The organism is Altererythrobacter sp. CAU 1644, from assembly GCF_029623755.1.
GTDB lineage: Bacteria > Pseudomonadota > Alphaproteobacteria > Sphingomonadales > Sphingomonadaceae > Erythrobacter > Erythrobacter arenosus.
In genome coordinates this window covers 514935-538125 of record NZ_CP121106.1, presented here as the reverse complement: position 1 = coordinate 538125, position 23191 = coordinate 514935, and the positions used below count along the sequence as shown (strand labels likewise).

Sequence of the window (23191 nt, the reverse complement as noted above, 5' to 3'; positions counted from 1 at the left end):
GAGGGGAGGGGATGCAGCAGAAAAACCAGCTCTTGCGCGTGCTCGGCGTGGTGTTCGGACTTGCAGCCGTGGTCGGCAGCATGATCGGCCAGGGCATCCTGCGCTCGCCGGGCGTGGTGGCGGAGGCGACCAGCTCTCCCGCGGTGATTATCGCGCTGTGGTTGCTGGCCGCGGGCATCGCCTGCCTCAACGCGCTGGTCTTCGCCGAACTGGGCGCGGCGATCCCGCGCGCGGGCGGCCACTACGCTTTCATCCATCGCGCATTTGGCGGGAAGGTCAGCCTGCTCGCCGCCTTCGCGGTGCTGATCGGGCTGTTCTCGGCGATGGCCTACCTCTCCTTCGTGGTGGGCGAATTCCTCGTCCGGCTGGGCGTGGGCGGGGGAGAGCTGTCACCGGCGGTCCTCGCGCTCGGCGCGCTGGCGCTGTTCGCGGCCATCAATGCGACCGGGACGGTGATCAGCGGTTTCAGCCAGATCGTCCTGTCGATGGTGAAGGGGGCGGTGCTGGTCGGGCTGGTGGTCGTGCTGTTCGCCGCGCCCGCAGCCGCGCCGCCGCCTGACAATACGCTCGATGGCGGGCTGCTGCGCAATGGCTGGCTGCCGCTCGGCACCGCGCTGGTGGTGGTGCTGTCGACCTATGGCGGCTGGTGGAACGTCGTCTTCTACGGCGAGGAGATCAAGGATCCGGGCCGCGCCGTGCCGCGGGCCCTGTTCGGCGGGATCCTGTCGGTGGCGGCGCTCTACATCGTCATCAACCTTGCCTTCCTCCATGTCCTCACGCCCGACAAGATGGCCGGATCGAACCTCGTCGCGGCCGACGCCGCGGGGGTGGTGTTCGGCCCTCGGGGCGATTTCCTGCTGACCTGCTTCGGCGTGCTTTCGGTCGGGGCAGTGGCGAACCTCAATCTGATGTCGACCACCCGGCTGACCTTTGCCGTCGCGCGCGCCGGGATACTGCCCAGAAGTTTCAGCGTCGTCGGCCGGCGCGGCACTCCGCTGCGCGCGATGATGCTGGTGGTGGTGGCGGCAGCGCTGATGATCGTCTCGGGCAGCTACCTGACGCTGATCTCGCTCAGCGAGTCGGTGTTCCTGCCGGTGATGCTGGGGATTGCCTTTGCGGTGCTGGCGCTGCGCCGGAAAGAGCCCCATTTGCCGCGCCCGTTCAAGGTGCCGTGGTATCCGTGGCCGGTCTATGCCTCGATCGTGGTCCAACTGGCGCTCCTGGTGGTGTATATCGCGCAGAATCCGTTTTACGCGCTCTCCGGCTTCGTGCTTGTGGGCGCCATGTGGGCGGTGTTCCAGCTGGTCGCGCGGATGCGCGGCGGCACGGGCATCGCCGGAGCCGAAGTAGAGGATCTGGAATGAGCATTGCCGAACTGACCGACGCCGAACGCGAAGCGCTGCTGGCGGCCAACCCGGACTGGACCTTGTCGCGCGACGGCAAGGCGATCGAGCGCACCTTCAAGTTCGGCGATTTCAACGAGGCCTGGGGCTTCATGAACCGGGTTGCGCTGATCGCCGAGAAACACGACCACCATCCCGAATGGTTCAATGTCTACAACCGCGTCGAGATCACGCTCACTACGCATGACGCCGACGGATTGTCGCAGCGCGACGTCGACATGGTCGCCGCGATCGCGGCGCTGCTCTAGCGTTCGCTATTTGCCGAGCGTGCCTTCGCGCGGGGTTGGGCCTAGCTCGAGCACCAGGCATTCGTAATAGAGCCGATCGCGCCCCTTGGCGACCGCACCGGGGGTCGTCGCCCGGCTGTTCTCGAGCGTGCATTCCTGCTCCAGCCGAGCCTCTTCTTCAGCCGTACGTTTGCCGTTCTTGATGTCGCTCAGGCGACCGAAGCCTTTGTATTCGCGGGTCGGGGTCGGGTAGAGCATACGGAACGCGTCGAGCGCCATCGGGTGGTAGACCGTGCCGTGGGTTTCCTGTTCGTCGGCGGGCACGAAGGTCCACTTGAGGTCGGCCGGTGCACGGTCGCGCAGCGCGTCGACCAGGCGCTCGAGCCCTTCGCGATGCCATTCACCCTCGTTGGCGACGGTCAGGTAGAGCCTGCGCTCGCCAGCGGGCAGCTTCGCGAGATAGTCGCGCGCCTCGATCCCGTATTTCATGTTCTCGAACCACATCGACGGTGAGATCGCGATGTAGTCGTCGAACAGCGTCGGTTCTTCGAGCAGGGTTTCCACCACGAACAGTGCGGCAAGCGATTCCCCGATCACCGCGTCATGGCCATTGGTTCGGAAAGTGGCCTCGACCAGCGGCTTGATCTCGCTGCGCAGGAAATCCCGATACCGGAAGGTGCCGCCCGGCTCGGCGCCCATCAGTTCGGCGTAAAGCTCGGGTTCGCTCGACAGCGGCGCAAACCAGTGGCGACGGTTGACGCTCTCGATCCCGACCAGGATGAATGGCTCGAAGCTGAAGTTCATTTCGCGGCTGTGCGCGATCCCCGCGATATGGATGAAGTCCTGCTCCGGCCCACCGTCGAGCAGATAGACCACCGGGAAACGGCGCTCCGGCTCGGCCTGATATTCGGTGGGCAGGCGAACCGTCAGCTTGCGCTCGCCGCCGAGGATGTCGGACTTGACCGTGTAGCTGGTGGCGATGGCGAGCGGTTCGCCGTCGGTCAGCTGGGCGGAAACGGGTGCGCCAAGCATCAGCGCTGCGGCGAGCGCGAAGGTCGTGATGGATTTCATGAAGATCCTCGAGAATGAACTGGGCGCGTTAGATCTCTGCGCCGATGCCCTGCTTGCGCATTTCCTTGCGCACGCGGCCCGGCAAGAAGCGCTGGAGGTAGCGCAATCGGCTCGCAGTCTTGCCGACGGTATACTCCAGCTTGTCGCCATGCACCGCGTTCCAAACCACCGTGGGAACGGCGCTGACTGGGGAGACTTCGACGCCTGCATCGATCAGGCTGTCCTTGACCGTCTGGTTGGAATCCGGCCGGGTCTGTTCGATGATCGGCGTATCGATGAAGCCCGGACAAAGGGCGGCGACCTTGATCCCGTCCTTCGCCCATTCGGCATCGAGGCTTTGGGTCAGGCCGCGGACTGCCCATTTGGTGGCGCAATAGACCGATAGATTGGGTGCGCCGACGATGCCGGCGAGGCTTGCGGTATTGATCAGCACCGAGCCCGGGGCGCTCTTCTTGAGATGCGGATAGGATGCCTGCGCGCCGTAGATCACGCCCTTGAGGTTGATATCGAGGACGTCGACGATTTCCTTGTCCGGCTGTTCGGCCAATGGGCCGCCATGACCGATCCCGGCGTTGTTGAAGACGACGTCGATCCGCCCGCCCGCGGCGACCGAGAACGCGTCGAGCGCGACATCCCAGGCCGCACGATCGCGCACGTCGAGCTTGTGCGAGTACTTGAATCCCCCGGGGATCAGACCGAGCGTGTCCTGCATTCCCTGTTCGTCGATGTCGGCAATGCCGACGAACCAGCCTCGCTCACCGAAATAGAGCGCCACCTCGCGGCCGATGCCCGATCCGCCGCCGGTGATGAAAATCGATCTGCGTTCGGCCATAACCTCTTCCCGCTGCTATAAGTTGCATTGCAAGACCTAGCCTTGCTTGGCCTGCTTGTCAGCTACTTACATCAATGTCAGTCAGCCAGCGCCGCCTCGAGGCTTTTCACATGCTCCTGCCCTTCGACGATTTCGGCGGTCGATGGCTCGAGATCGTCGCCGATCGGCTCGGCGCGTCCCCCGATGCAGCTGGCGAGGAAGTTCTCGGTGATCGCGGTGAAGGCGATGTTATTGGCCGGCTTGGCAAAGCCGTGGCCCTCGTCCGGGTAGAGGACATAGGTGACGGGAATACCGGCAGCCTTCATCGCCCCCACGATCTGGTCGCTCTCGGATTGCTTGACGCGCGGATCGTTCGCGCCCTGCGCAATCAGCAGCGGCTTCACGATCCGCTCCGCCTTGTAGAGCGGGCTCGCCGCCTTGAGCAGCGCGAGGCCTTCCTCGGTGTTCGGGTTGCCCATCCGCTCGTGGAAGATCTTCACCATCGGCGCCCAATAGGGCGGAATGGTTTCGAGCAGCGTCTCGAGGTTCGACGGGCCGACGATATCGACCCCGCAGGCGAATTTCTCGGGCGTGAAGGCAAGGCCTGCCAGCGTCGCATAGCCGCCATAGGAACCGCCCATGATCGCGATCCGGTCGGCCTGTCCGATGCCACGTTCGATCGCCCAGTCGGTGGCGTCGATCAAATCGTCATGCATAGCGAGGCCCCACTGGAGGTTGCTCGCATTGATGAAGTCCTTGCCGAAGCCGGTCGAGCCGCGGAAGTTGACCGAGAGCACCGCGTAGCCACGATTGGCGAGCCATTGGTGGTGGCTGTTGTAGCCGTATCCGTCGCGCGCCCACGGGCCGCCATGGACGAACAGGATCATCGGTAGGGGCTGGTCGGGAATTCCGTCGCCGTCCGCGTCGCTTCCCGGCGGCAGGGTGAGATAGGACGGCAGGATAAGCCCGTCGCGCGCCTTGATCTCGAGCATGTGCATCGGTTGGAGCGGCGCGCCCTCGAGTTCTGGCCGGGTGGTGTAGAACGGGGTCAAAGTCTGCGCCGTGCGATCGAAGATGTAGGTGGCAGAGGGTGAGGTTACCGGGTCGTTCCAGACGATCCATGTACTGTCGTCCTCGGTCCGTGACTGTACGCCATATTCACCCTCGAGTTGTTCGCCCAGCCAGTCGAGCGACGCACCGGTCTCGGCATCGATCGCGGTCCACTCGGTCTTGAGATATTCTACCGAATAGGCTTCGACCTCGCCGGTCTTGGGGTCGCGGAGCGTACCGCTGATATCGGCCTGGTCGTTCTCGGCGATGACGCTGGTTGAGCCGCTGGCGACGTCCTGCGCGATCAGCGCGGCGGTGTTCCGCCCCCGGCTGTCGAGCCAGTACAATGTCTTGCCGTCATTGGTGTAGCCTGCCGGGCCAGTCGTCAGCGAGTCCTCCATCGCGGTGCTGACGAAGGGCGCTTCTTCGACCGTGCCATCGACGACGTGGAAATAGTCGGTCCCGCCCGCCTCGTTCTGGCGGATCGCCATGCGGACCTCGAGATTGTCGTCGGACATGAAGCCGGCGAAGCTCTCGTTGCGTAGGACCTCGGTCAGTTCGCCGGAGTTGAGGTTGAGCAGGTGGACGTCGTGGAATTGCGGATCGCGGTTGTTGAGCCCGATCAGGATCTTGTCGCGAATGCGCTCCGACCCGCCGATCAGATCTACGCGCGTTTTCTCGAACGGCGTCAGGGTCGTTTCTTTCCCCGTGCCGACGTCGATGCCATAAAGCAGGAAGTTCTCATCGCCGCCCTTGTCCTGGATGTAGAGCAGGCTTTGCGAATCCGGCGCCCAGAAATACTGGCGGATCGGGCGGTCGGTCGAGCTCGTCATGGCCTTGCCCGCATCGGGCTCACCGACAGGTGCCATCCAGACGTTGAGCACGCCATCCAGCGGCGCAAGCCAACTGAGCCATTTGCCATCGGGACTGATCTGGCCGGAGGTACGGGTCGGATTACCGAACAAATGGTCGCGCGGAATGAGGGGGTAGGATGACAACTCGCTCATGGGGGATGGAGCTTCCTGTTTTAGTGTATTGTTGGAATAACACAGGCGATATTGCAGGCTTTGTCGTTGCGAGCAAGTCCGCTTCTACAGCGCCGGATTTGAGTAAAAGTGCCAGGTGAAGATGGCCATCGCGCCGCGATGCGGACTCCATCCCTCGGCCAGTTCGCGGGTCGGCTTTTCGGTCGGACGTTCGGGCAGGGCCAGCAGGCGCTTGACCCCCTCCTGCACGGCGAGGTCGCCGGCCGGCCAGATGTCGGGGCGCCCCTCCGCGAACAACAGGTAGATCTCGGCCGACCAGCGCCCGATCCCCTTGATCAGGGTGAGTTCGGCGATCGCCTCCTCATCGTCCTGCGGCAGGTTATCGAAATCGATCTGGCCATTGGACACCAGCTCGCACAGGCTGCGGGCGTAACCCTGCTTCTGGCGCGACAGCCCGCAGGCGCGTAGCGTGTCGAAATCGCGTTCGAGCAGGCAGTTGGCGGTGAATTCCGGGCCGAGCTCGGCCTCGAGCTTGTTCCACATGGACGTGGCTGCGGCGACCGAGACCTGCTGGCCGACAATGGTGCGCAGCAGGGTCTTGTATCCGGTCGGGCGAATGCGCGTTTCGGGATAGCCGACCAGCGCCAACGCCTCGCCGATGCGCGGTTCGCGATCCGCCAGTGTATCCAGCCCGTCGCGGATTGCAGCAGCGCTAAGCCCCAAGTTATCTTCCCTTTGCTTGCAAAATGGCGCGCCAAACCCTAGCAGCGCCCGTCATGAGCGGATAGGGGTTGCAGGTTGCAACCTGTCACAAGGGAACCAGATAGACATGCCCAAGCTGATCGTCACCACCCGTGAAGGCGAAACCTCCGAGATCGACGTGGCCGATGGCCTTACCGTGATGGAAGCCATTCGCGACAACGGTTTCGACGAATTGCTGGCGCTGTGCGGCGGGTGCTGTTCCTGCGCGACCTGCCATGTCCATGTCGACCCTTCGTTCAAGGACAAGCTGCCGACGATGAGCGAGGACGAGGACGATCTGCTCGAAAGCTCGGACCATCGCGACGAGAACTCGCGCCTGTCGTGCCAGATTCCCTTCACGGGCGATCTCGACGGCCTCAAAGTTACTATCGCGGCTGAAGATTGATCTTCGTTGCGCGCCTCGCATGGCGCGCCTAATTCACGCAGCATGAATATTACCAAGCCGTTCGGCTCGACGCTCGAACTCATTGGCAACACCCCGCTCGTCCTGCTCAAGGGGGCGAGCGAAGCGGCCGGTTGCGAAATTTACGGCAAATGCGAATTCGCCAATCCCGGTTCTTCGGTGAAGGACCGGGCTGCGCTCTATATCATCCGTGACGCGGAAGAACGCGGCGAACTCAAGCCCGGTGGCACGGTGGTCGAAGGCACGGCCGGGAACACCGGAATCGGGATTGCTTTGGTGGCCAATGCGCTCGGCTACAAGACCGTGATTGTCATGCCCGACAACCAGTCGAAGGAGAAGATGGAGACGCTGCGCGCGCTCGGCGCCGAGCTGGTCCTCGTCCCGCCGACCAAATATGCCGACTGCAACCACTTCGTACACACCTCGCGGCGGCTCGCCGAAGAGACCGAGGGCGCGGTCTGGGCAGGGCAGTTCGACAACACCGCCAACCGCAAGGCGCATCTCGAAGGGACCGCAGCGGAGCTGTGGGAACAGCTCGAGGGCCGCATCGACGGCTTCACCTGCGCCGCCGGATCGGGTGGCACCATCGCCGGCGTCGGGATGGGCCTGAAGGAGCGCGACGAGAATATCCGCATCGCGCTGACCGACCCGCACGGTGCCGCGCTCTTCAGCTATTACGCCCATGGCGAACTCAAGGCCGAGGGATCCTCGGTCGCCGAGGGGATCGGGCAGGGCCGGATCACCGCCAATCTGGAAGGTGCGCCGATCGACACCCAGTTCCGCATCTCCGACGAGGAAGGGCTGAAATGGGTCGAGCAATTGCTGCGCGGCGAGGGGATGTGCCTCGGCCTGTCGTCGGGCATCAATGTCGCGGGCGCGGTCGAGCTGGGCAAGCAACTCGTGGCCGATGGCCGCAAGGATGCCCGCGTGGTGACGATGCTGTGCGACACCGGTTTCCGCTATCTCTCGACGCTCTACAATGCCGACTGGCTGCGCTCGAAGAATCTGCCAGTATTCGACTGGCTCGAAGCGGCGTGATAGTCTGATCGGCGATGGCTGACAGAAAGCTCTTTGGATTGGGTCAAGACGAGCCGGGCACGGTGGCAACCGCACCGCTTGGCGGCACGAGGGCGCAGGCCATGCAGCGCCTGCAGGTAGGGCTGTCGGGCCTCGGCGCGATGATCCTGCTCGTCGGCCTCGCCAACATCATCCAGGACCGCGCGCGAGTGGCCGATTCACTCTCCGTGCCAGAGGCGGCCCCGACCACGGAACCCAGCCCGGCGCCGCCGCTCAGCGATCCGCTCGCCGATGCAGGCGTCGTGCCCGACCTTCCGGCCGATCCGGAACCGGCCAATACCCAGCAGGCCGCCGCCGTTCCCGAAGGAGCGAACCCGCAGCAGGGCAATGGCGACGACACGCCGTAAATACGCCTGGCTTGCCGCGCTGCTGGCCCTTGCTGTCGGGCTTTACGCGGCGTGGACGATTGCCGCTCGCTCTGCCGATCGTCAGCCGCTGGCGCTGATGACCAGCCTCCCGATCTACTGGGGCGAGGGCAGCGACATGGGCGAATTGATCGCGGGCAGGGTCGATACCCCCTTCGTCCGCCAGGTGCTCGAACGCCAGTACGAACTCGAAATGCTCGACACCCTCGCCGCGCAGCCGGGCGTCGGCGACGAGGCAGCGACGATCGATCCGCTGGCTGGGGTGACGCGACTGTTCATCGTGCAGCCGCGAGGGCTCGGCCCGGAAGACAATGTCGCGCTCGACAAATGGGTTCGCGCCGGGGGCAAGCTGCTGTTGGCGCTCGATCCGCAACTCACCAATACCTATGCCGTGACGATCAGCGATCCGCGCCATCCGACGTCGGCGGCGCTGATCCCCCCTGTCATGCAGCGCTGGGGCCTCGCCATGCGCTATGACGAGGAACAGACGTTCGGCCAACGAACGGTCACCGTTGACGGCATGGATTGGCCGGTCGTCCTGGCGGGCGAGTTGTTCGCGGTCGGGGCGGAAGGTGATGAAGGGCGCGGCAAGTGTTCGATCGAAGCCGATGGCGTGATCGCGCGCTGCTCGGTCGGAGCGGGGCAGGTGACGGTGCTCGCCGATGCCGCCATGTTCGAGCAGGTCGGAGCCGAAGGAATGGGCGAAGACGAAATGCTCACCCTGCTCCGGACGGCCTTCGATTGATCGCAAGCACCTCACATTCGGGGAAATTGCGGGAAAACGACTCGATTCTGCGGAGTCGCGCGGGTTTTCGGCACGTTTTCAGCCGATTGAGGGGCTCTTCTGAGGCTGGAGAGGTTCACTTCGTCGCAAAACGGTAACTCAAAACATAAGGTAAATCAGATATTTACCACCTTATCCCGTGAAATCCCGCAAAAATCCCTTTCATCCCCGTCCTGCCCGCGATATGACGATATTCCATCGGACATGACGTTTCGCGTGGTGCTCACTCGGCAGGTGGGCGCGCCGCCCGCCCTTGCGCGCTGGCGGAAGCGGGGAGGTCGTGTCTGCGAACAGGGGATCGGCCGCTTTTCAGGCAGGCCATTGGGGTGGAGACCGACAGGTGTCTTTCGGAGGCTACAGTGGACAGGCATTTTCGCCCGCGGGCGATAAGAGCCGCTTCGTCCTGCCTCCGCTATTCCGCAAGGCCGTGAAGGAAAGCTCCGGCGGCCGGATTCTCTGCCTCGCCAAGCATGACCGCTGGAATTGTCTCGTCGGCTTCGGCCTGTCGCGCAAGGAAGAGCTCGACGCCCAGCTCGACCGCGAAGAAGAGCGCGCGATCCGCATGCAAATGGATTTCGACCGCGACCTCAGGGCCATGCAATTGTTCGGTTTCGTCGAGCTCCCCTTCGACGACAGCGGGCGCTTCGTCATGCCCGAACACTTGCGGACCCTGGGCCAGGTCGAGGATGGCCTCTATTTCCAGGGTGCGGGCCGGTTCTTCACCATCTGGAATCCCGATGTGCTGGCCGGCATGGGCAGCGATTGGGAGAGCGCGCAGGCCGCCTGCGCCAACCTCGTTGCCGAAGCCAAGGGGAAGAAGAAATGACTTCTTCCGCCGCCCCGCACATCCCAGTCCTTCTTGAAGAAGTCATCGCTGCGCTTTGTCCCAAGCCAGGCGATGTAATCGTCGACGCCACTTTCGGCGCTGGCGGTTATACCCGGGCGCTGCTCGATAGCGGCGCGACTGTCCATGCATTCGATCGCGATCCGGGCGCGATTGCCGAAGGCCGCGGATGGGCCGAAGCGCGGGCCACCCCTCCGCGCCTTGTGCTCCATCCGCGGCGTTTTTCGGAAATGGTCGACGCGCTCGCCGAAGCCGGCGTGGCGCAGGTCGACGGCGTGGCAATGGATATCGGCGTCTCCTCGATGCAGCTCGACCAGGCCGAGCGCGGCTTTGCCTTCAGCGCCGACGGCCCCCTCGACATGCGCATGAGCCGCGAAGGGATGAGCGCGGCCGATTTCGTCAACACGGCGGAGGCCGACGAGATCGCCAACGTGCTTTATGACTTTGGCGAAGAACGCCAGTCGCGCCGCGTGGCGCGGGCGATCGTCGCTGCCCGCCCGCTCGAGACCACCGGCGACCTCGCCCGCGTGGTGCGCAAGGCGCTGGGCCACAAGCCGACCGACAAGAAGGATCCGGCGACCCGCAGTTTCCAGGCGATCCGGATCCATGTGAATGACGAGCTGGGCGAACTGCGCACCGGCCTCGGCGCAGCAGAACAATTGTTGCGCGCCGGAGGACGCCTTGCCGTGGTCAGCTTCCACAGCCTGGAAGATCGCATCGTCAAACGTTTCCTCCGCGACGCTTCGCAGCGTGGCGGCGGTTCGCGCCACCTGCCCGAAATCGAGCAGGCGGCTCCCGTGTTCGAGCACGTCTCAAAGGCCATCCGCCCTTCGCAGGCAGAGATCGACCGTAACCCCCGTGCCCGTTCCTCAACCCTTCGGTTCGCAACCCGTACTCAAGCACCGGCCAGAAAGGAGGCGGCATGAATATCTCCGGAAGTCGTCTACGCCAGATCGGTTGGGCAGCCGCGCTGCTCGCTTGCTTCGGACTGTTCCTGGGGCTGAGTTTCCGGGTGCATGCCGTGAAGAGCGAAGTGCTGCTGGCCGAACGCGAGATCATCGAACTGAAACGCGAGACAGTGGAGCTCGAAACCGAGTTCCAGGCGCGCGCCAGCCAGCGGCAACTGGCCGACTGGAACGCGGTCGAATTCGGTTACGAGGCACCGCGCGCCGACCAGTATCTTGAGAGCGAACGCCAGCTGGCGAGCCTCGGTTCGCCGCGTGGCCCCGGCGCGCCGTCGCCGATCCGTGTCGCACGGGCCGACTTCAACCCGGACGCCGGGGAACGGCCGCAGATGGTCTCGCCGGTCACCGGCAAGCCGGTCGAGCTGGCCATGGTGCAACAGGCAAGCGTCGGCAGCGACTTCGCCGGCGCCTTTGCCGATATCCTGTCCGAGGCGGCGCCGGTAGGCACCGCCCAGGCCCGCACGCTGCTGTCGGCCGAGGCGCGCGAATGAATGCGTTGACGGCCAGCGCGGCCGTCCAGGCAGGCAGGGTGCAACTGGTGACGTTCCGTCGCCAATCGTTGACCATGGCGCGCTGGCGCGTGTTGTGGGTCGCCGGTGTGTTCGCGCTGGTCGCTCTCGCGGCAGTCCTGCGCATCGTCTATTTCGGTTTCGCCGATCGCGCCCTGTCGCGCACCTCGCTCGAGGAAGCGCTGCTGCCGCCGCGCGGCGAGATCACCGACCGTAACGGCCAACCGCTCGCGCGCGCCTTCCCTGCCTACGCGCTGTGGTACAACCCGAAGGCGCTGGGTGAAGGTTCGCCGCTGGTGAAATCGCCCGAAGAGGTCGCTGCCGAACTCGTTGCCATCTTCCCGACCATGGATCAGGCCGAACTGACCGACCGGCTCGCTTCGGGTCGCACCGGCTACATCCGCCGCCGGGTGCTCCCCGAAGAAGCCAACCGGGTCCAGAATATCGGCGAACTCGCGCTCGAAATGCCGCGCGAGACGGATCGCCACTATCCGCAAGGTTCGATGGGCGCGCATGTGCTTGGCTATGTCGCCGCCGATGGCCACGGCCGGGTCGGAATGGAACAGGTCCTCGACGAACATCTCACCGATCCCGCACTACGCGGGACCCCCGTCCCCCTGTCGATCGATCTGAGGGTGCAGGGTGCGCTCGAGGACGAGCTGCGGCGCGGCATGCTGTCGGTGAACGCGATGGGTGCTGCCGGACTGGTGCTCGACGTCGATACCGGCGAAGTGCTGGCGCTTGCCTCGCTGCCCGAATTCGATCCCAACCGGATCGACGAGCAGGGCGAGAAGTACATGTTCAACCGCGTCACCAACCAGGTGTACGAACTCGGTTCGACTTTCAAGCCGCTCGCCATGGCAGCCGCGATCGATGCGGGCGTGGTACGCGACCTCGGACGCCGGTGGAACGCCGAGCCGGTCAAGGTCGGTCGGTTCACGATCAAGGACAGCCACCCGCTGGGCGCCTCGCTCAACGTGCCCGAGGCGCTGATCCATTCCTCGAATACAGTGACGGCACGAGTTGCCGACGAGCTGGGGCCGGAGCGCCTGCGCCAGACCATGATCGACCTGGGCATGAGCGAGCGTCCCTATATCGAGCTGCCTGCGCGCGGCCATCCGATCTGGCCGGGCAAGGACTGGCCGCGCCTGCGCAACATGACCGTGAGCTACGGCCACGGCATCGCGGTGACCCCGCTCCATCTCGCCAGCGCCTATGCGGCGATGGTCAATGGCGGCATCTGGCGCCCTGCCACGCTGCGCAAGCTCGAGCCGGGCACCGCGCCGCGCGGCCGCCGGGTGTTCAAGGCCTCGACCTCCTCCCGCATGCGCCAACTGCTGCGGGCGATCTCCAAATACGGCACCGGGCGCAATGCCAATGCGCCGGGCTACCGCGTCGGCGGCAAGACCGGATCGGCGGAAAAGCCGGGTGCGGGCGGCTACAAGCGCTCGTCGCTCGTTTCGACCTTTGCTGCAGCCTTTCCGATGGACCGCCCGCGCTATGTCGTCATTGCCATGCTCGACGAGCCGCGTGGAACCGTCGCCAGCTCGTTCCAGCGTACCGCGGCGTGGAATGCCGCACCGATCGTCGGCAAGCTCGTGCCGCGGATCGGGCCGATCCTTGGGGTGCGTCCCGACAATACCCGTGACGTCGACATTTCGGATATCGCGCCGCTGATCCCGGAGGCGCAGGAGTGAAGCTGGGTCGGCTGGCAAGTGCGGCGGGGATTGCGCTTCCAAACGGGGGCGAGGGCGAGGTGACCGGTTTTGCCATCGATCATCGCAAGGTTGCGCCCGGTACCGTGTTCGGTGCCTTTCGCGGGGCGAGTTTCAATGCCGAAGAGGTCATTCCAGACGCCATCGCAGCGGGCGCCATCGCTGTCGTGACGAGGCCCGGGGTCGCAGTCGAAGGCGCGGCACACATAGCGGACCAAGAGCCGCGCCGCGCCTTCGCACACCTCGCGGCGCAGTTCTTCACCCCGGTCCCGGAAACGATCGTCGCGGTCACCGGCACCAACGGCAAGACCTCGACCGTCGAGATGACGCGGCAGATCTGGCGCATGTGCGGCGAGCGCGCGGCATCGATCGGCACGCTTGGTGTCACCACGCCGGACGAGAGCGTCTCGACCGGCCTGACGACGCCCGACATCGTGACCTTCCTGTCCAACATGAGCGGGCTTGCACGCGAAGGCGTGACCCATGTCGCCTACGAAGCCTCGAGCCACGGGCTCTCGCAATATCGCAACGAGGGCGTGCCGGTTTCGGCCTGCGCTTTCACCAATTTCAGCCGCGACCACCTCGATTATCACAAGGACATGGAGGATTATTTCGCGGCCAAGATGCGGCTGTTCGACGAGGTCGTCGACGAAGGTGCCGCGGCAATCATCTGGCACGGCGCGGACGATAGCGAGTGGTCCCGCCGTGCCATCGAGCACGCGCAAAAGCGGTCGCTGCGCGTGCTCACGGTGGGCGAGCGGGGCGAATTCCTTCGTCTCGCCGCCCGTACCCCGACGCAACTGGGCCAGGACCTCGAGATCGAATTCGCCGGTGAAACGCGCAAGATCCGGCTGCCACTGATCGGCGCCTACCAGGTCGCCAACGCGCTGGTCGCAGCGGCGCTGGCGATGGCCACCGGGACCGATGCCGCGCGAGTGTTCGACGCCATCGGGCGGCTGCAGCCGGTCCGCGGTCGGCTCGAACGCGCGGTCATCTCCGCCAGTGGTGCACCGGTCTATGTCGATTACGCGCATACGCCCGACGCGCTGGAAGCGGCGATCGCTGCGCTGCGTCCGCATGTCGAGGCCGCCAAGGGCGGGCGGTTGATCACGGTCTTCGGCGCAGGCGGCGACCGCGACCAGGGCAAGCGCGAGCCGATGGGCCGCGCAGCCTCGGAACATTCGGATGTCGTCATTGTCACCGACGACAACCCGCGCGGCGAGGAGCCTGCCGCGATCCGCGCACAGGTCCTCGCAGGAGCGGGTGAAAACGCCCGCGACATCGGTGACAGGCGCGCCGCAATCGCGGCAGCGATTCAGGAGGCCGGGCAGCACGACATCGTGCTCGTCGCAGGCAAGGGACACGAACAAGGTCAAATAATCGGGTCGGGAGAAAATATGAGGGTTTTGCCGTTCGACGATGTGGACGTTGCACGCCAGTGCGCGGCCGAAGGAGCGCGCCAGTGATGGCGAGCGCTGCGCTGCGGGCGTGGCCGGTCGATGCGCGCGATTCCTTGCCGCTTGCGCTGTGGAGCGCGCGCGACATCGCCAGCGCCACCGGCGGGACAGCCAGCCATGATTTCCAGGTTTCGGGCGTGGAAATGGACTCGCGCGACGTGCGTCCAGGCGACCTATTCGTGGCTCTGATCGGCGAAGCGATGGACGGTCACAAGTTCATCGCCAAGGCGTTCGAGAAGGGCGCGGTCGCAGCGCTGGTCGACCGCCCGGTCGACTTTCCCCATGTGCTGGTTGAGGACACGACGAAGGCGCTCCATGCGCTCGCCCATGCGGCGCGTGATCGCGCCGACGCCAGGCGTATCGGCGTGACCGGATCGGTCGGCAAGACCGGGGTCAAGGAAGCGATCTTCGCCGCGCTCGACCGTTCGAGCCGCGGTGCCGCGCACCGCTCGGTGCGGAGCTACAACAACCATGTCGGCGTGCCGCTCAGCCTCGCCCGCATGCCCGCCCGCAGCCGCTTCGGCGTGTTCGAGATGGGCATGAACCATGCCGGCGAGATCGACGTCTTGACCCGGCACGTCTTGCCCCATGTCGCGGTCATCACGACCATTGCGCCGGCGCATATCGAGAACCTTGGGAGCATGGAGGCGATCGCCGATGCCAAGGCGGAGATTTTCGGCGGGCTCGAACCGGGCGGCGCAGCCATCATCCCGGCCGACAGCCCGCATTTCGAACAGTTGAAGGAAGCTGCGGAGCGGCTCCAGGCGCAGGTCGTATCGTTCGGACGCGCCACGCACGCCGACGTCCGCCTGCTCGACGCTATTCCCAGTGCCAACGGCGGCTCGTTGGTGACTGCCGACCTCGGCGATGTGCGCCTGTGCTATTCGGTCGCCGAACCGGGCGAGCACTGGATTTCGAACTCGCTCGCGGTCATGGCCGCGGTGCGCGCCGTCGGCGGCGATCTCGGCTCGGCCGGACTCGCGCTGGCCGAAATGGGTGGGCTCAAGGGCCGCGGTGCGCGCCATTCGATCGAGGCGCCCGGCGGCAAGGCGCTGTTGATCGACGAAAGCTACAACGCCAACCCTGCCAGCATGCGCGCCACCCTGCGCCAACTGGGGCATACACCGGCCACGCGCCGCGTCGCGGTGCTCGGCAGCATGAAGGAGTTGGGGGACTTTTCCGCCGGTTTCCACATGCAGCTGGCCGAACCACTATGCGAAGCCAAAGTCGACCATGCGATCCTGGTCGGCGAAGAAATGCGCAACCTCGCCCGTGAACTGGGGAAACAGGGGGGCATTTTGCTTGGCAATCCCGGGAGCTTCGCGCATTGCGATACTCCTGTGGAGGCGATCGAGGCGCTGGAGGAATTCGGTATCGCTGCCGGCGATGCCATTCTCGTCAAGGGGTCAAACTCGGTCGGCCTAGGCAGGCTGGTGGCACATTTCTCAGGTCGCGACGGATAACGGCCAGGACAACCGAATGCTTTATCTGATTGCCGAGTGGCTGGGTTTCGAGGGCGTATTCAACCTCATACGCTATCAAACCTTTCGCGCCGGCGCGACGCTGATGACGGCGCTGGTTTTCGGGCTGATTATCGGGCCGCGCTTCATTAACCTGTTGCGTGTGCGCCAGGGCAAGGGCCAGCCGATCCGCGAGGATGGACCGCAGTCGCATCTCGCCAAGCGCGGTACGCCGACGATGGGCGGGTTGATGATCCTCATCTCGCTGGTGTTTTCGCTGCTGCTGTGGATGGACCTGCGCAATCCCTTCGTCTGGGCCTGTCTTGCGGTCACCGTCGGCTTCGGGATCATCGGCTTCCTCGACGATTACGACAAGGTCAGCAAGGCGAGTCACAAGGGCGTGTCGGGCAAGGTCCGGCTATTGCTGGAATTCGTGGTCGCCGGGATCGCGGCGTGGATCATCGTCGGCCAGATCAACACCTATCTCTACGTGCCCTTCGTGTCCGACCGGGCCATCCCGCTGGGGCCGTTCTACTACCTCTTCGCGGCGACGCTGATCGTCGGTTTCGGAAATGCCGTGAACCTGACCGACGGGCTCGACGGTCTAGCGATCATGCCGGTGATCATCGCCGCAGGCACCTTCGCGCTGATCGCCTATCTCGCCGGGCGCGCCGACTTTTCCGCGTACCTCGGCATTCCACATGTTCCGGGCGCGGGCGAACTCGCAATCTTCTGCGCAGCGATCATGGGCGGCGGCCTCGCCTTCCTGTGGTTCAACGCTCCGCCTGCTGCGGTCTTCATGGGTGACACGGGCAGCCTCGCGCTCGGTGGGGCGTTGGGAGCAGTGGCGGTCGCGAGCCATCACGAGATCGTGCTGCTGATCGTCGGCGGCCTGTTCGTGGCCGAGACCGCCAGCGTCATCATCCAGGTCTTCTGGTTCAAACGGACCGGCAGGCGGATCTTCCGCATGGCCCCAATCCACCACCATTTCGAACAGCTTGGCTGGAGCGAGAGCAAGGTCGTGATCCGGTTCTGGATCATCTCGATCGTGCTGGCGCTGATGGGCCTCGCCACATTGAAGTTGAGGTGAGGGCAAGGTGATCACCTCGGCCGCCTTCGCTGGAAAGAAATACGCGGTCCTCGGACTCGCGCGATCCGGTGCGGCCACTGTCGAAGCCCTCCTTGCCAGCGGGGCCGAAGTCCTGGCGTGGGATCGGCAGGACCATACCCGTGGCCCGTTCGAAGGACGAGCGACACTGGCGGACCCGCTCGAAACCGACCTGACGGGGTTCGACGGCGTGGTCGTATCGCCGGGGGTACCGCTCAACACCCATCCGATCGCCGGACATGCGGCGCAATACGGGGTCCCCGTGATCGGCGATATCGAGCTGTTCGCGCAGGCGCGCGCCGACCTGCCGCCGCACCAGGTGGTCGGCATCACCGGCACCAACGGCAAGAGCACGACCACCGCGCTGGTTCATCATATCCTGCGCCATGCCGGCGTTGCCGCAACGCTGGGCGGCAACATCGGCCTTCCGATCCTCGGGCAGGAGCCGCTCCCCAGTGGCGGAGTGTATGTCCTCGAACTGTCGAGCTACCAGATTGATCTGACCCGCTCGCTCGCCTGCGAGGCGGCGACGCTCCTCAACATCACGCCCGATCATCTCGACCGCTACGACGGGTTCGAGGCCTATGCCTTTTCCAAAGGTCGGCTCTTTACCATGCAGAGCGCGGCGCAATTCGCGGTGTTCGGCAGCACCGACGCCACGACGCGCGCAATCTACGAAGCGGAGAAGGCGCGGCGCCCCGATGGCCGCGTCGCGCTGATCGACCTCGAAGCCTACGCCGATCTCCAGCCGCAATGGCCCAGCCTGCAGGGCCCCCACAATCTCGAGAATGCCGCCGCCGCGATCGCGCTGGTCGAGGAACTCGGCCTTACCCGCGCCCAGTGGGAAGCGGCGATGCCGAGCTTCAATGGCCTGCCGCACCGGATGGAGCGGGTGGCCGAGCACAAGGGCGTGCTTTACGTCAACGACAGCAAGGCGACCAACCAGGCTTCGGCCGCGCCCGCGCTGGCGGCCTATGCGCCCGACCCGGCGATCAACGACGGCGCGCCGCGTATTCACTGGATCCTCGGCGGACTGGCGAAGGAAGACGGGCTGGGCGAATGCGGCGACTACATCGGCCACATAGCTGCCGCCTACACCATCGGCGAGGCCGGTCCGCGCTTTGCCCAACTGCTCGAAGGGCAGGTCCCCGTCACCCGCGCCGAATTGCTGAGCGAAGCGGTGAAGCGGGCGATGGAGCATGCCCGCCCAGGCGATGTCGTCCTGCTTTCGCCGGCCTGCGCCAGCTTCGACCAGTTTCGCGATTACGAGAAGCGCGGCGAGCTCTTCCGGCAGGTGGTGGCCGCTCTCACCGGCGCTTCAGCCGAGATACAAGACGCGTTGGCCAGAGGGGATGCGGTATGAACAACCCGCGTCCCTATATCCCGCACCGCAAAGGCTTGCGGTTCAGCGAAGACCGCATCCGCGGCCCGTGGCGGGACGAGCTCAAGATCTGGTGGCGCGAGATCGACAAGGTGTTGTTGCTGCTGATCGGCTTGCTGATGGCGATCGGCACCGCCGCGGTCGCCGCGGCATCGCCGGCCAGCGCCGAGCGGCTATCGACCGCGCAGGTCCGGCTCGACGAGTTCATGTTCCTCAAGCAGCATCTCGTCTGGCAGGCGCTTGGCATCATGGTGATGGTGGGTGCCTCTCGACTTTCGAAGGAGAATGCGCGGCGCCTGGGCATCGTGCTGGCGGCGAGCATGCTGGCGCTGCTGTTCCTGGTTCCGATGATTGGGGCCGAGGTGAACGGGTCGCGCCGCTGGATCAACCTTGGCATGCGGTTCCAGCCGAGCGAGTTCCTCAAGCCCGGGTTCGCGATCCTGCTGGCGTGGATCCTGTCGTGGCGGCTGCGTGACCAGAACCTGCCGGTGCTCGCCTTCGCTTCGGGGATCATGGCGTTGGTTGCAGGCCTGCTGATGCTCCAGCCCAATCTCGGCGACACGTTGCTGTTCGGCGGGGTGTGGTTCGTGCTGATCCTGCTGTCGGGCGTCTCGGTCCAGCGTATCAGTGCGCTGGTCGGCGTTGGCGTTGTCGGCCTCACCGCCGCCTATTTCCTCTATGACAATGCGCGCCACCGCATCGACGATTTCCTCGGCGGCGGCACCGCCTTCGACCAGGTCGACCTGGCCGAGCGGACCCTGCTCGCGGGCGGGTGGACCGGCAGCGGATTGTGGCTCGGCATCCGCAAGATGAACCTGCCCGAAGCGCACACCGACTACATCTTCTCGGTGATCGGGGAGGAGTTCGGCCTGCTGGTGTGCGGCATCATCGTCATCCTCAACCTCGCGATCCTGCTGCGCGTGCTGCTGCGGCTGGTGGACGAGGACAATTTGTTCGTGCTGCTGGCCGGTGCCGGCCTCGTCACTCAGATCGGGGGGCAGGCCTTCATCAACATCCTGGTCAACCTGCAGCTGTTCCCGTCGAAGGGGATGACCCTGCCGCTCGTCAGCTATGGCGGATCGTCCACCATCGCGGTGTGCCTGACCGTCGGATTGCTGCTGGCGATTACGCGGCGCAACCCCTACCTCCAGCGCGAAACGCCGGGCCTGTTCGACATGCTGGGCCAGAAGGAGGAAACCGCATGAGCGGCGATGTACCAACCGGGGCGAGCCGGCACTATGTACTGGCCGCGGGCGGCACGGGGGGGCACCTGATCCCGGCATTCGCGCTGGCGACCGAGCTTGAGCGGCGCGGCCATCATGTCGCGCTGGTGACCGACGAGCGCGGGGCGAACATTCCGGGCAAGCCCGACTTCATGCCTGCCCATGTCCTGCCCGCGGGTCGCTTCGGCAAGAACCCGCTGCGCTGGTTCGGCGGGATCAGGGCGGTGCTCGAGGGGCGCAAGATGGCGCTGCGCCTGTTCGAAAGTTTCCAGCCCTCGGCAGTCGTTGGCTTCGGCGGTTATCCTGCATTGCCGGCGATGCTGGCCTCGACCTCGGCCGAGATTCCGACGGTGGTGCATGAACAGAATGCGGTGCTGGGTCGCGTCAATCGGCTGATGGCGGGGCGGGTACAGGCGATCGCGACCGCCTACCCCGATGTCGAGCAAATGGCCGAGAAGCATCTCGCCAAGATCGAACTGGTCGGCAATCCGGTGCGTCCAGAAGTGCTCGCGCTGCGCGACGAGGATTTCCCGCCCTTTACCGAGGATGGCATCCTGCGCGTGCTGGTGACCGGCGGCAGCCAGGGCGCAAGCGTGCTGTCCGACGTGGTGCCCGATGGCCTGGCCATGCTCCAGCCGGCGCTGCGCCAGCGATTGCAGGTGACCCAGCAGTGCCGGCCCGAGGATCTCGACCGGGTCCGCGAACGCTATCGCAATCACGACATTCCCGCCGAGCTCGGCACCTATTTCGAAGACATGGAAGCGCGGCTCGCCGATGCACACTTGTTCATCGGGCGCGCGGGCGCCTCGACGATTGCCGAACTGACCGCGGTGGGTCGTCCGGCGATCCTCGTCCCGCTGCCGATCGCGACCGACGACCACCAGGCCTCGAACACGCGCGAGATCACCAAGGCCGGCGGCGCGCGGATGATCCGGCAGGAACGCTTCACCCCCAAGGAGCTGGCCAAGCAGATCCAGGCCCTGGCGCAGAACCCGGGCAGCCTCGCCAATGCAGCGCACGCGGCATGGAATTGCGGGCGTCCCGACGCGGCGAAGAAGCTGGCCGACCTGGTCGAGAGCTTCGGCGGGGCCGAGATGATGGACGTGATCCGGGTCGGCGCGAATAATGCGCGCGGTGCGAGCCAAGGCGTTCCCGCCGGGCAAGGCGCGGCGTTTGACGCAGCCGGGGAGGCGCACAAGTGAGGGGCGTCCCCACCGATATCGGCGTAGTCCATTTCGTCGGCATCGGCGGCATCGGCATGTCGGGCATCGCCGAGGTGATGAACAACCTCGGCTACACCGTGCAGGGCAGCGACATGAACGAAAGCCCGACGGTCGAGCGACTGCGCAAGCAGGGCATTTCGGTCCATATCGGGCACGAGAAGGAAAACGTCGAAGGCGCTGCGGTGGTGGTAACCTCGACCGCGGTGAAGCGCAGCAATCCCGAAGTGGCGCATGCGCTCGAGAACCGCATCCCGGTCGTGCGGCGCGCAGAAATGCTCGCCGAACTGATGCGCCTGAAGTCGACCATCGCCATCGCGGGGACGCACGGCAAGACGACCACGACCAGCATGATCGCCGCACTGCTCGACGCCGGACATGTCGATCCGACCGTGATCAATGGCGGAATCATCGAACAATATGGCTCGAACGCCCGGCTTGGTGACAGCGACTGGATGGTGGTCGAGGCCGACGAAAGCGACGGCAGCTTCCTGCGGCTCGACGGCACCATTGCGGTTGTCACCAATATCGACCCGGAGCACCTCGACCATTACGGCGATTTCGACGGTGTGAAGCGCGCCTTCGTCGAGTTCATCCACAATGTGCCGTTCTACGGCGCGGCGGTGCTGTGCATCGACCATCCCGAGGTGCAGGCGGTGGTCGGACAGGTGCGCGACCGGCGCGTGATTACCTATGGCTTCTCGCTCCAGGCCGATATTTGCGGCGTGAACGTGCGCCCCGATGCAGGCGGCAATCTCTTCGACGTGATTGTGCGCCAACGCGGCGAGGAGGACCGCCGGATCGAGGGCGTCAAGCTCCCGATGCCGGGCCGCCACAATGTCCAGAACGCGCTCGCTGCGATTGCCGTGGCGATCGAGATGGGCTGCAGCGACGATGTCATCCGTGAGGGTTTCGGTCAGTTCGGGGGCGTGAGGCGCCGCTTCACCCGCGTCGGCGAGGTTGCTGGCGCAACGGTGATCGACGATTACGCCCACCACCCGGTCGAGATAAAGGCGGTGCTCGGTGCAGCACGCGAATCCGCCACGGCCAGCGGCGAGGGCAGGGTGATCGCGGTCGCGCAGCCGCACCGCTACACCCGCCTGCGCGACCTGATGGAAGAATTCCAGTCCTGCTTCAACGACGCCGACCAAGTCTATGTCACGCCGGTCTACACGGCGGGCGAGGAACCAATCGAAGGCGTGGATGCCGAAGCGCTGGTCGCCGGGCTCAAGTCGCGCGGGCACCGCTCGGCCGCGACGATTGCCGACAAGGATGCACTGGCCAAACAACTCGCAGGCGAGATTGGAGAAGGTGACATCGTCGTCTGCCTCGGCGCGGGGGATATCACCAAGTGGGCGGCTGGTCTGGCCGATGCCATTGCGAAAGAACGCGCGGCATGAGCGACGAACAGCCCGACAACCTGTGGTTCACCGACAGCGGCGAAGCGCCGACCTGCGCGGTCGATGGGGTCGCGGAATCGATCGTTTCGATGGACGGTATTCGCGGCAAGCTGACCCGCGATGCACCGCTCGCCAAGCTGGTTTGGTTCAAGAGCGGCGGCAATGCCGACTGGTTGTTCGAACCCGCCGATCTCGACGACCTCCAGGCGTTCATCGATCGGCTCGACGAGGGCACGCCGATCATGGCGCTGGGCCTCGGCTCGAACATGATCGTGCGCGACGGCGGGGTGCCCGGCGTCGTCATCAGGCTGGGCAAGGCGTTCTCCGGCGTCCGCGATCTGGGCGACAATGTTCTCGAATGCGGCGGCGGGGCGAGTGGTATCCTGGTCTCCTCGACCGCGCGCGATGCTGGCGTGGCGGGGCTCGAATTCCTGCGCGGCATTCCCGGCACGGTCGGCGGCTTCGTCCGCATGAACGGCGGGGCCTATGGACGCGAGGTCAGCGACATCCTCATCGATTGCGACGTGATGATGCCGAATGGTGAATTCATCACGCTGCCCGCATCCGACCTGCAATATTCCTATCGCCATTCGGCCTTGCCCGAAGGCGCGGTCGTGGTTTCGGCAAGGTTCAAGGGCCAGCCGGGCGATCCGGAGGAGATCGGCGCGGAGATGGACCGTATCGCGCAGGCGCGCGAAGACTCGCAGCCGCTGAGGACCAAGACTGGCGGATCGACCTTCAAGAATCCCGAGGGGCAAAAGGCCTGGCAGCTGGTCGATGCCGCGGGCTGCCGCGGCCTCAAGCTGGGCGGCGCGCAGGTGTCCGAGAAGCACACCAATTTCCTGATCAACACAGGCGATGCCACCAGCGCCGATATCGAGGGGTTGGGCGAGGAGGTGCGCCGCCGTGTCTACGAACATTCGGGTGTCGAACTCGAATGGGAAATCCAGCGAGTGGGGCGGCCTTGAGG

General features: G+C 65.2%; 22 protein-coding genes. 18 read left to right on the top strand and 4 right to left on the bottom strand.

Going from position 1 to position 23191, the window contains the following annotated elements:
• Positions 1-11: 11 nt before the first annotated feature.
• Both P7228_RS02775 and P7228_RS02770 read left to right on the top strand, forming a co-directional pair.
• A complete protein-coding gene (locus P7228_RS02775) occupies positions 12-1364 on the top strand; it encodes an APC family permease (protein WP_278016700.1) in 1353 nt (450 codons plus the stop codon).
• Positions 1361-1651, top strand: a complete 291-nt coding sequence (locus tag P7228_RS02770) for a 4a-hydroxytetrahydrobiopterin dehydratase (RefSeq protein WP_278016699.1) — start codon at positions 1361-1363, stop codon at positions 1649-1651. The genes P7228_RS02775 and P7228_RS02770 overlap by 4 nt, the downstream gene beginning before the upstream one ends.
• Positions 1652-1657: 6 nt before the next feature.
• On the opposite strand, the gene P7228_RS02765 is transcribed toward P7228_RS02770, so the two are convergent.
• The 4 genes from P7228_RS02765 to P7228_RS02750 form a co-directional block, all read right to left on the bottom strand.
• Complete coding sequence (locus tag P7228_RS02765; RefSeq protein WP_278016698.1) at positions 1658-2701, bottom strand: alpha/beta hydrolase; 1044 nt, start codon at positions 2699-2701, stop codon at positions 1658-1660.
• A 28-nt stretch (positions 2702-2729) separates the two neighbouring features.
• Positions 2730-3533 (bottom strand): SDR family oxidoreductase, encoded by an 804-nt coding sequence (locus P7228_RS02760; RefSeq protein WP_278016697.1) that lies wholly within the window; start codon positions 3531-3533, stop codon positions 2730-2732.
• A gap of 77 nt (positions 3534-3610) precedes the next feature.
• Positions 3611-5569, bottom strand: a complete 1959-nt coding sequence (locus P7228_RS02755) for a S9 family peptidase (protein WP_278016696.1) — start codon at positions 5567-5569, stop codon at positions 3611-3613.
• A gap of 84 nt (positions 5570-5653) precedes the next feature.
• Positions 5654-6271 (bottom strand): DNA-3-methyladenine glycosylase family protein, encoded by a 618-nt coding sequence (locus P7228_RS02750; RefSeq protein ID WP_278016695.1) that lies wholly within the window; start codon positions 6269-6271, stop codon positions 5654-5656.
• 106 nt (positions 6272-6377) lie between these two features.
• Between P7228_RS02750 and P7228_RS02745 the strand changes: the two genes are divergently transcribed.
• The 16 genes from P7228_RS02745 (at position 6378) to murB (ending at position 23189) form a co-directional block, all read left to right on the top strand.
• Complete coding sequence (locus tag P7228_RS02745; protein WP_278016694.1) at positions 6378-6695, top strand: 2Fe-2S iron-sulfur cluster-binding protein; 318 nt, start codon at positions 6378-6380, stop codon at positions 6693-6695.
• Positions 6696-6737: 42 nt separating this feature from the next.
• Entirely contained in the window at positions 6738-7751 is a 1014-nt protein-coding gene (locus P7228_RS02740) for a cysteine synthase A (protein ID WP_278016693.1), read from the top strand.
• Positions 7752-7765: 14 nt separating this feature from the next.
• Positions 7766-8137 carry a hypothetical protein gene (locus tag P7228_RS02735; protein WP_278016692.1) on the top strand — a complete coding sequence of 124 codons (372 nt, stop codon included), beginning with the start codon at positions 7766-7768 and terminating at the stop codon, positions 8135-8137.
• Entirely contained in the window at positions 8118-8900 is a 783-nt protein-coding gene (locus tag P7228_RS02730) for a hypothetical protein (protein ID WP_278016691.1), read from the top strand. The genes P7228_RS02735 and P7228_RS02730 overlap by 20 nt, the downstream gene beginning before the upstream one ends.
• Positions 8901-9279: 379 nt before the next feature.
• On the top strand, positions 9280-9765 hold the full coding sequence (locus P7228_RS02725) for a division/cell wall cluster transcriptional repressor MraZ (protein WP_278016690.1): 486 nt from the start codon (positions 9280-9282) through the stop codon (positions 9763-9765).
• On the top strand, positions 9762-10709 hold the full coding sequence (gene rsmH, locus P7228_RS02720; protein WP_278016689.1) for a 16S rRNA (cytosine(1402)-N(4))-methyltransferase RsmH: 948 nt from the start codon (positions 9762-9764) through the stop codon (positions 10707-10709). Before P7228_RS02725 ends, rsmH begins: the two co-directional genes overlap by 4 nt.
• Positions 10706-11239 carry a hypothetical protein gene (locus P7228_RS02715; protein ID WP_278016688.1) on the top strand — a complete coding sequence of 178 codons (534 nt, stop codon included), beginning with the start codon at positions 10706-10708 and terminating at the stop codon, positions 11237-11239. Before rsmH ends, P7228_RS02715 begins: the two co-directional genes overlap by 4 nt.
• Entirely contained in the window at positions 11236-12954 is a 1719-nt protein-coding gene (locus P7228_RS02710) for a peptidoglycan D,D-transpeptidase FtsI family protein (RefSeq protein ID WP_278016687.1), read from the top strand. The genes P7228_RS02715 and P7228_RS02710 overlap by 4 nt, the downstream gene beginning before the upstream one ends.
• Positions 12951-14438 (top strand): UDP-N-acetylmuramoyl-L-alanyl-D-glutamate--2,6-diaminopimelate ligase, encoded by a 1488-nt coding sequence (locus tag P7228_RS02705; protein WP_278016686.1) that lies wholly within the window; start codon positions 12951-12953, stop codon positions 14436-14438. Before P7228_RS02710 ends, P7228_RS02705 begins: the two co-directional genes overlap by 4 nt.
• A complete protein-coding gene (locus tag P7228_RS02700; protein ID WP_278016685.1) occupies positions 14438-15892 on the top strand; it encodes a UDP-N-acetylmuramoyl-tripeptide--D-alanyl-D-alanine ligase in 1455 nt (484 codons plus the stop codon). The genes P7228_RS02705 and P7228_RS02700 overlap by 1 nt, the downstream gene beginning before the upstream one ends.
• A gap of 16 nt (positions 15893-15908) precedes the next feature.
• Positions 15909-16979: a phospho-N-acetylmuramoyl-pentapeptide-transferase gene (gene mraY / locus P7228_RS02695; protein WP_278016684.1), complete on the top strand. Its 1071-nt coding sequence runs from the start codon at positions 15909-15911 to the stop codon at positions 16977-16979.
• A gap of 7 nt (positions 16980-16986) precedes the next feature.
• Positions 16987-18360 (top strand): UDP-N-acetylmuramoyl-L-alanine--D-glutamate ligase, encoded by a 1374-nt coding sequence (murD, locus tag P7228_RS02690; RefSeq protein ID WP_278016683.1) that lies wholly within the window; start codon positions 16987-16989, stop codon positions 18358-18360.
• Entirely contained in the window at positions 18357-19583 is a 1227-nt protein-coding gene (locus tag P7228_RS02685; RefSeq protein ID WP_278016682.1) for an FtsW/RodA/SpoVE family cell cycle protein, read from the top strand. Before murD ends, P7228_RS02685 begins: the two co-directional genes overlap by 4 nt.
• Complete coding sequence (gene murG, locus P7228_RS02680) at positions 19580-20803, top strand: undecaprenyldiphospho-muramoylpentapeptide beta-N-acetylglucosaminyltransferase (RefSeq protein WP_278016681.1); 1224 nt, start codon at positions 19580-19582, stop codon at positions 20801-20803. Before P7228_RS02685 ends, murG begins: the two co-directional genes overlap by 4 nt.
• The gene (murC, locus tag P7228_RS02675) at positions 20800-22221 is read left to right on the top strand and encodes a UDP-N-acetylmuramate--L-alanine ligase (protein ID WP_278016680.1); all 1422 of its coding nucleotides are present in this window, start codon (positions 20800-20802) and stop codon (positions 22219-22221) included. The genes murG and murC overlap by 4 nt, the downstream gene beginning before the upstream one ends.
• A gap of 89 nt (positions 22222-22310) precedes the next feature.
• Positions 22311-23189, top strand: coding sequence for a UDP-N-acetylmuramate dehydrogenase (gene murB / locus P7228_RS02670; protein WP_430732510.1), 879 nt, complete (start codon positions 22311-22313; stop codon positions 23187-23189).
• Positions 23190-23191 lie beyond the last annotated feature (2 nt).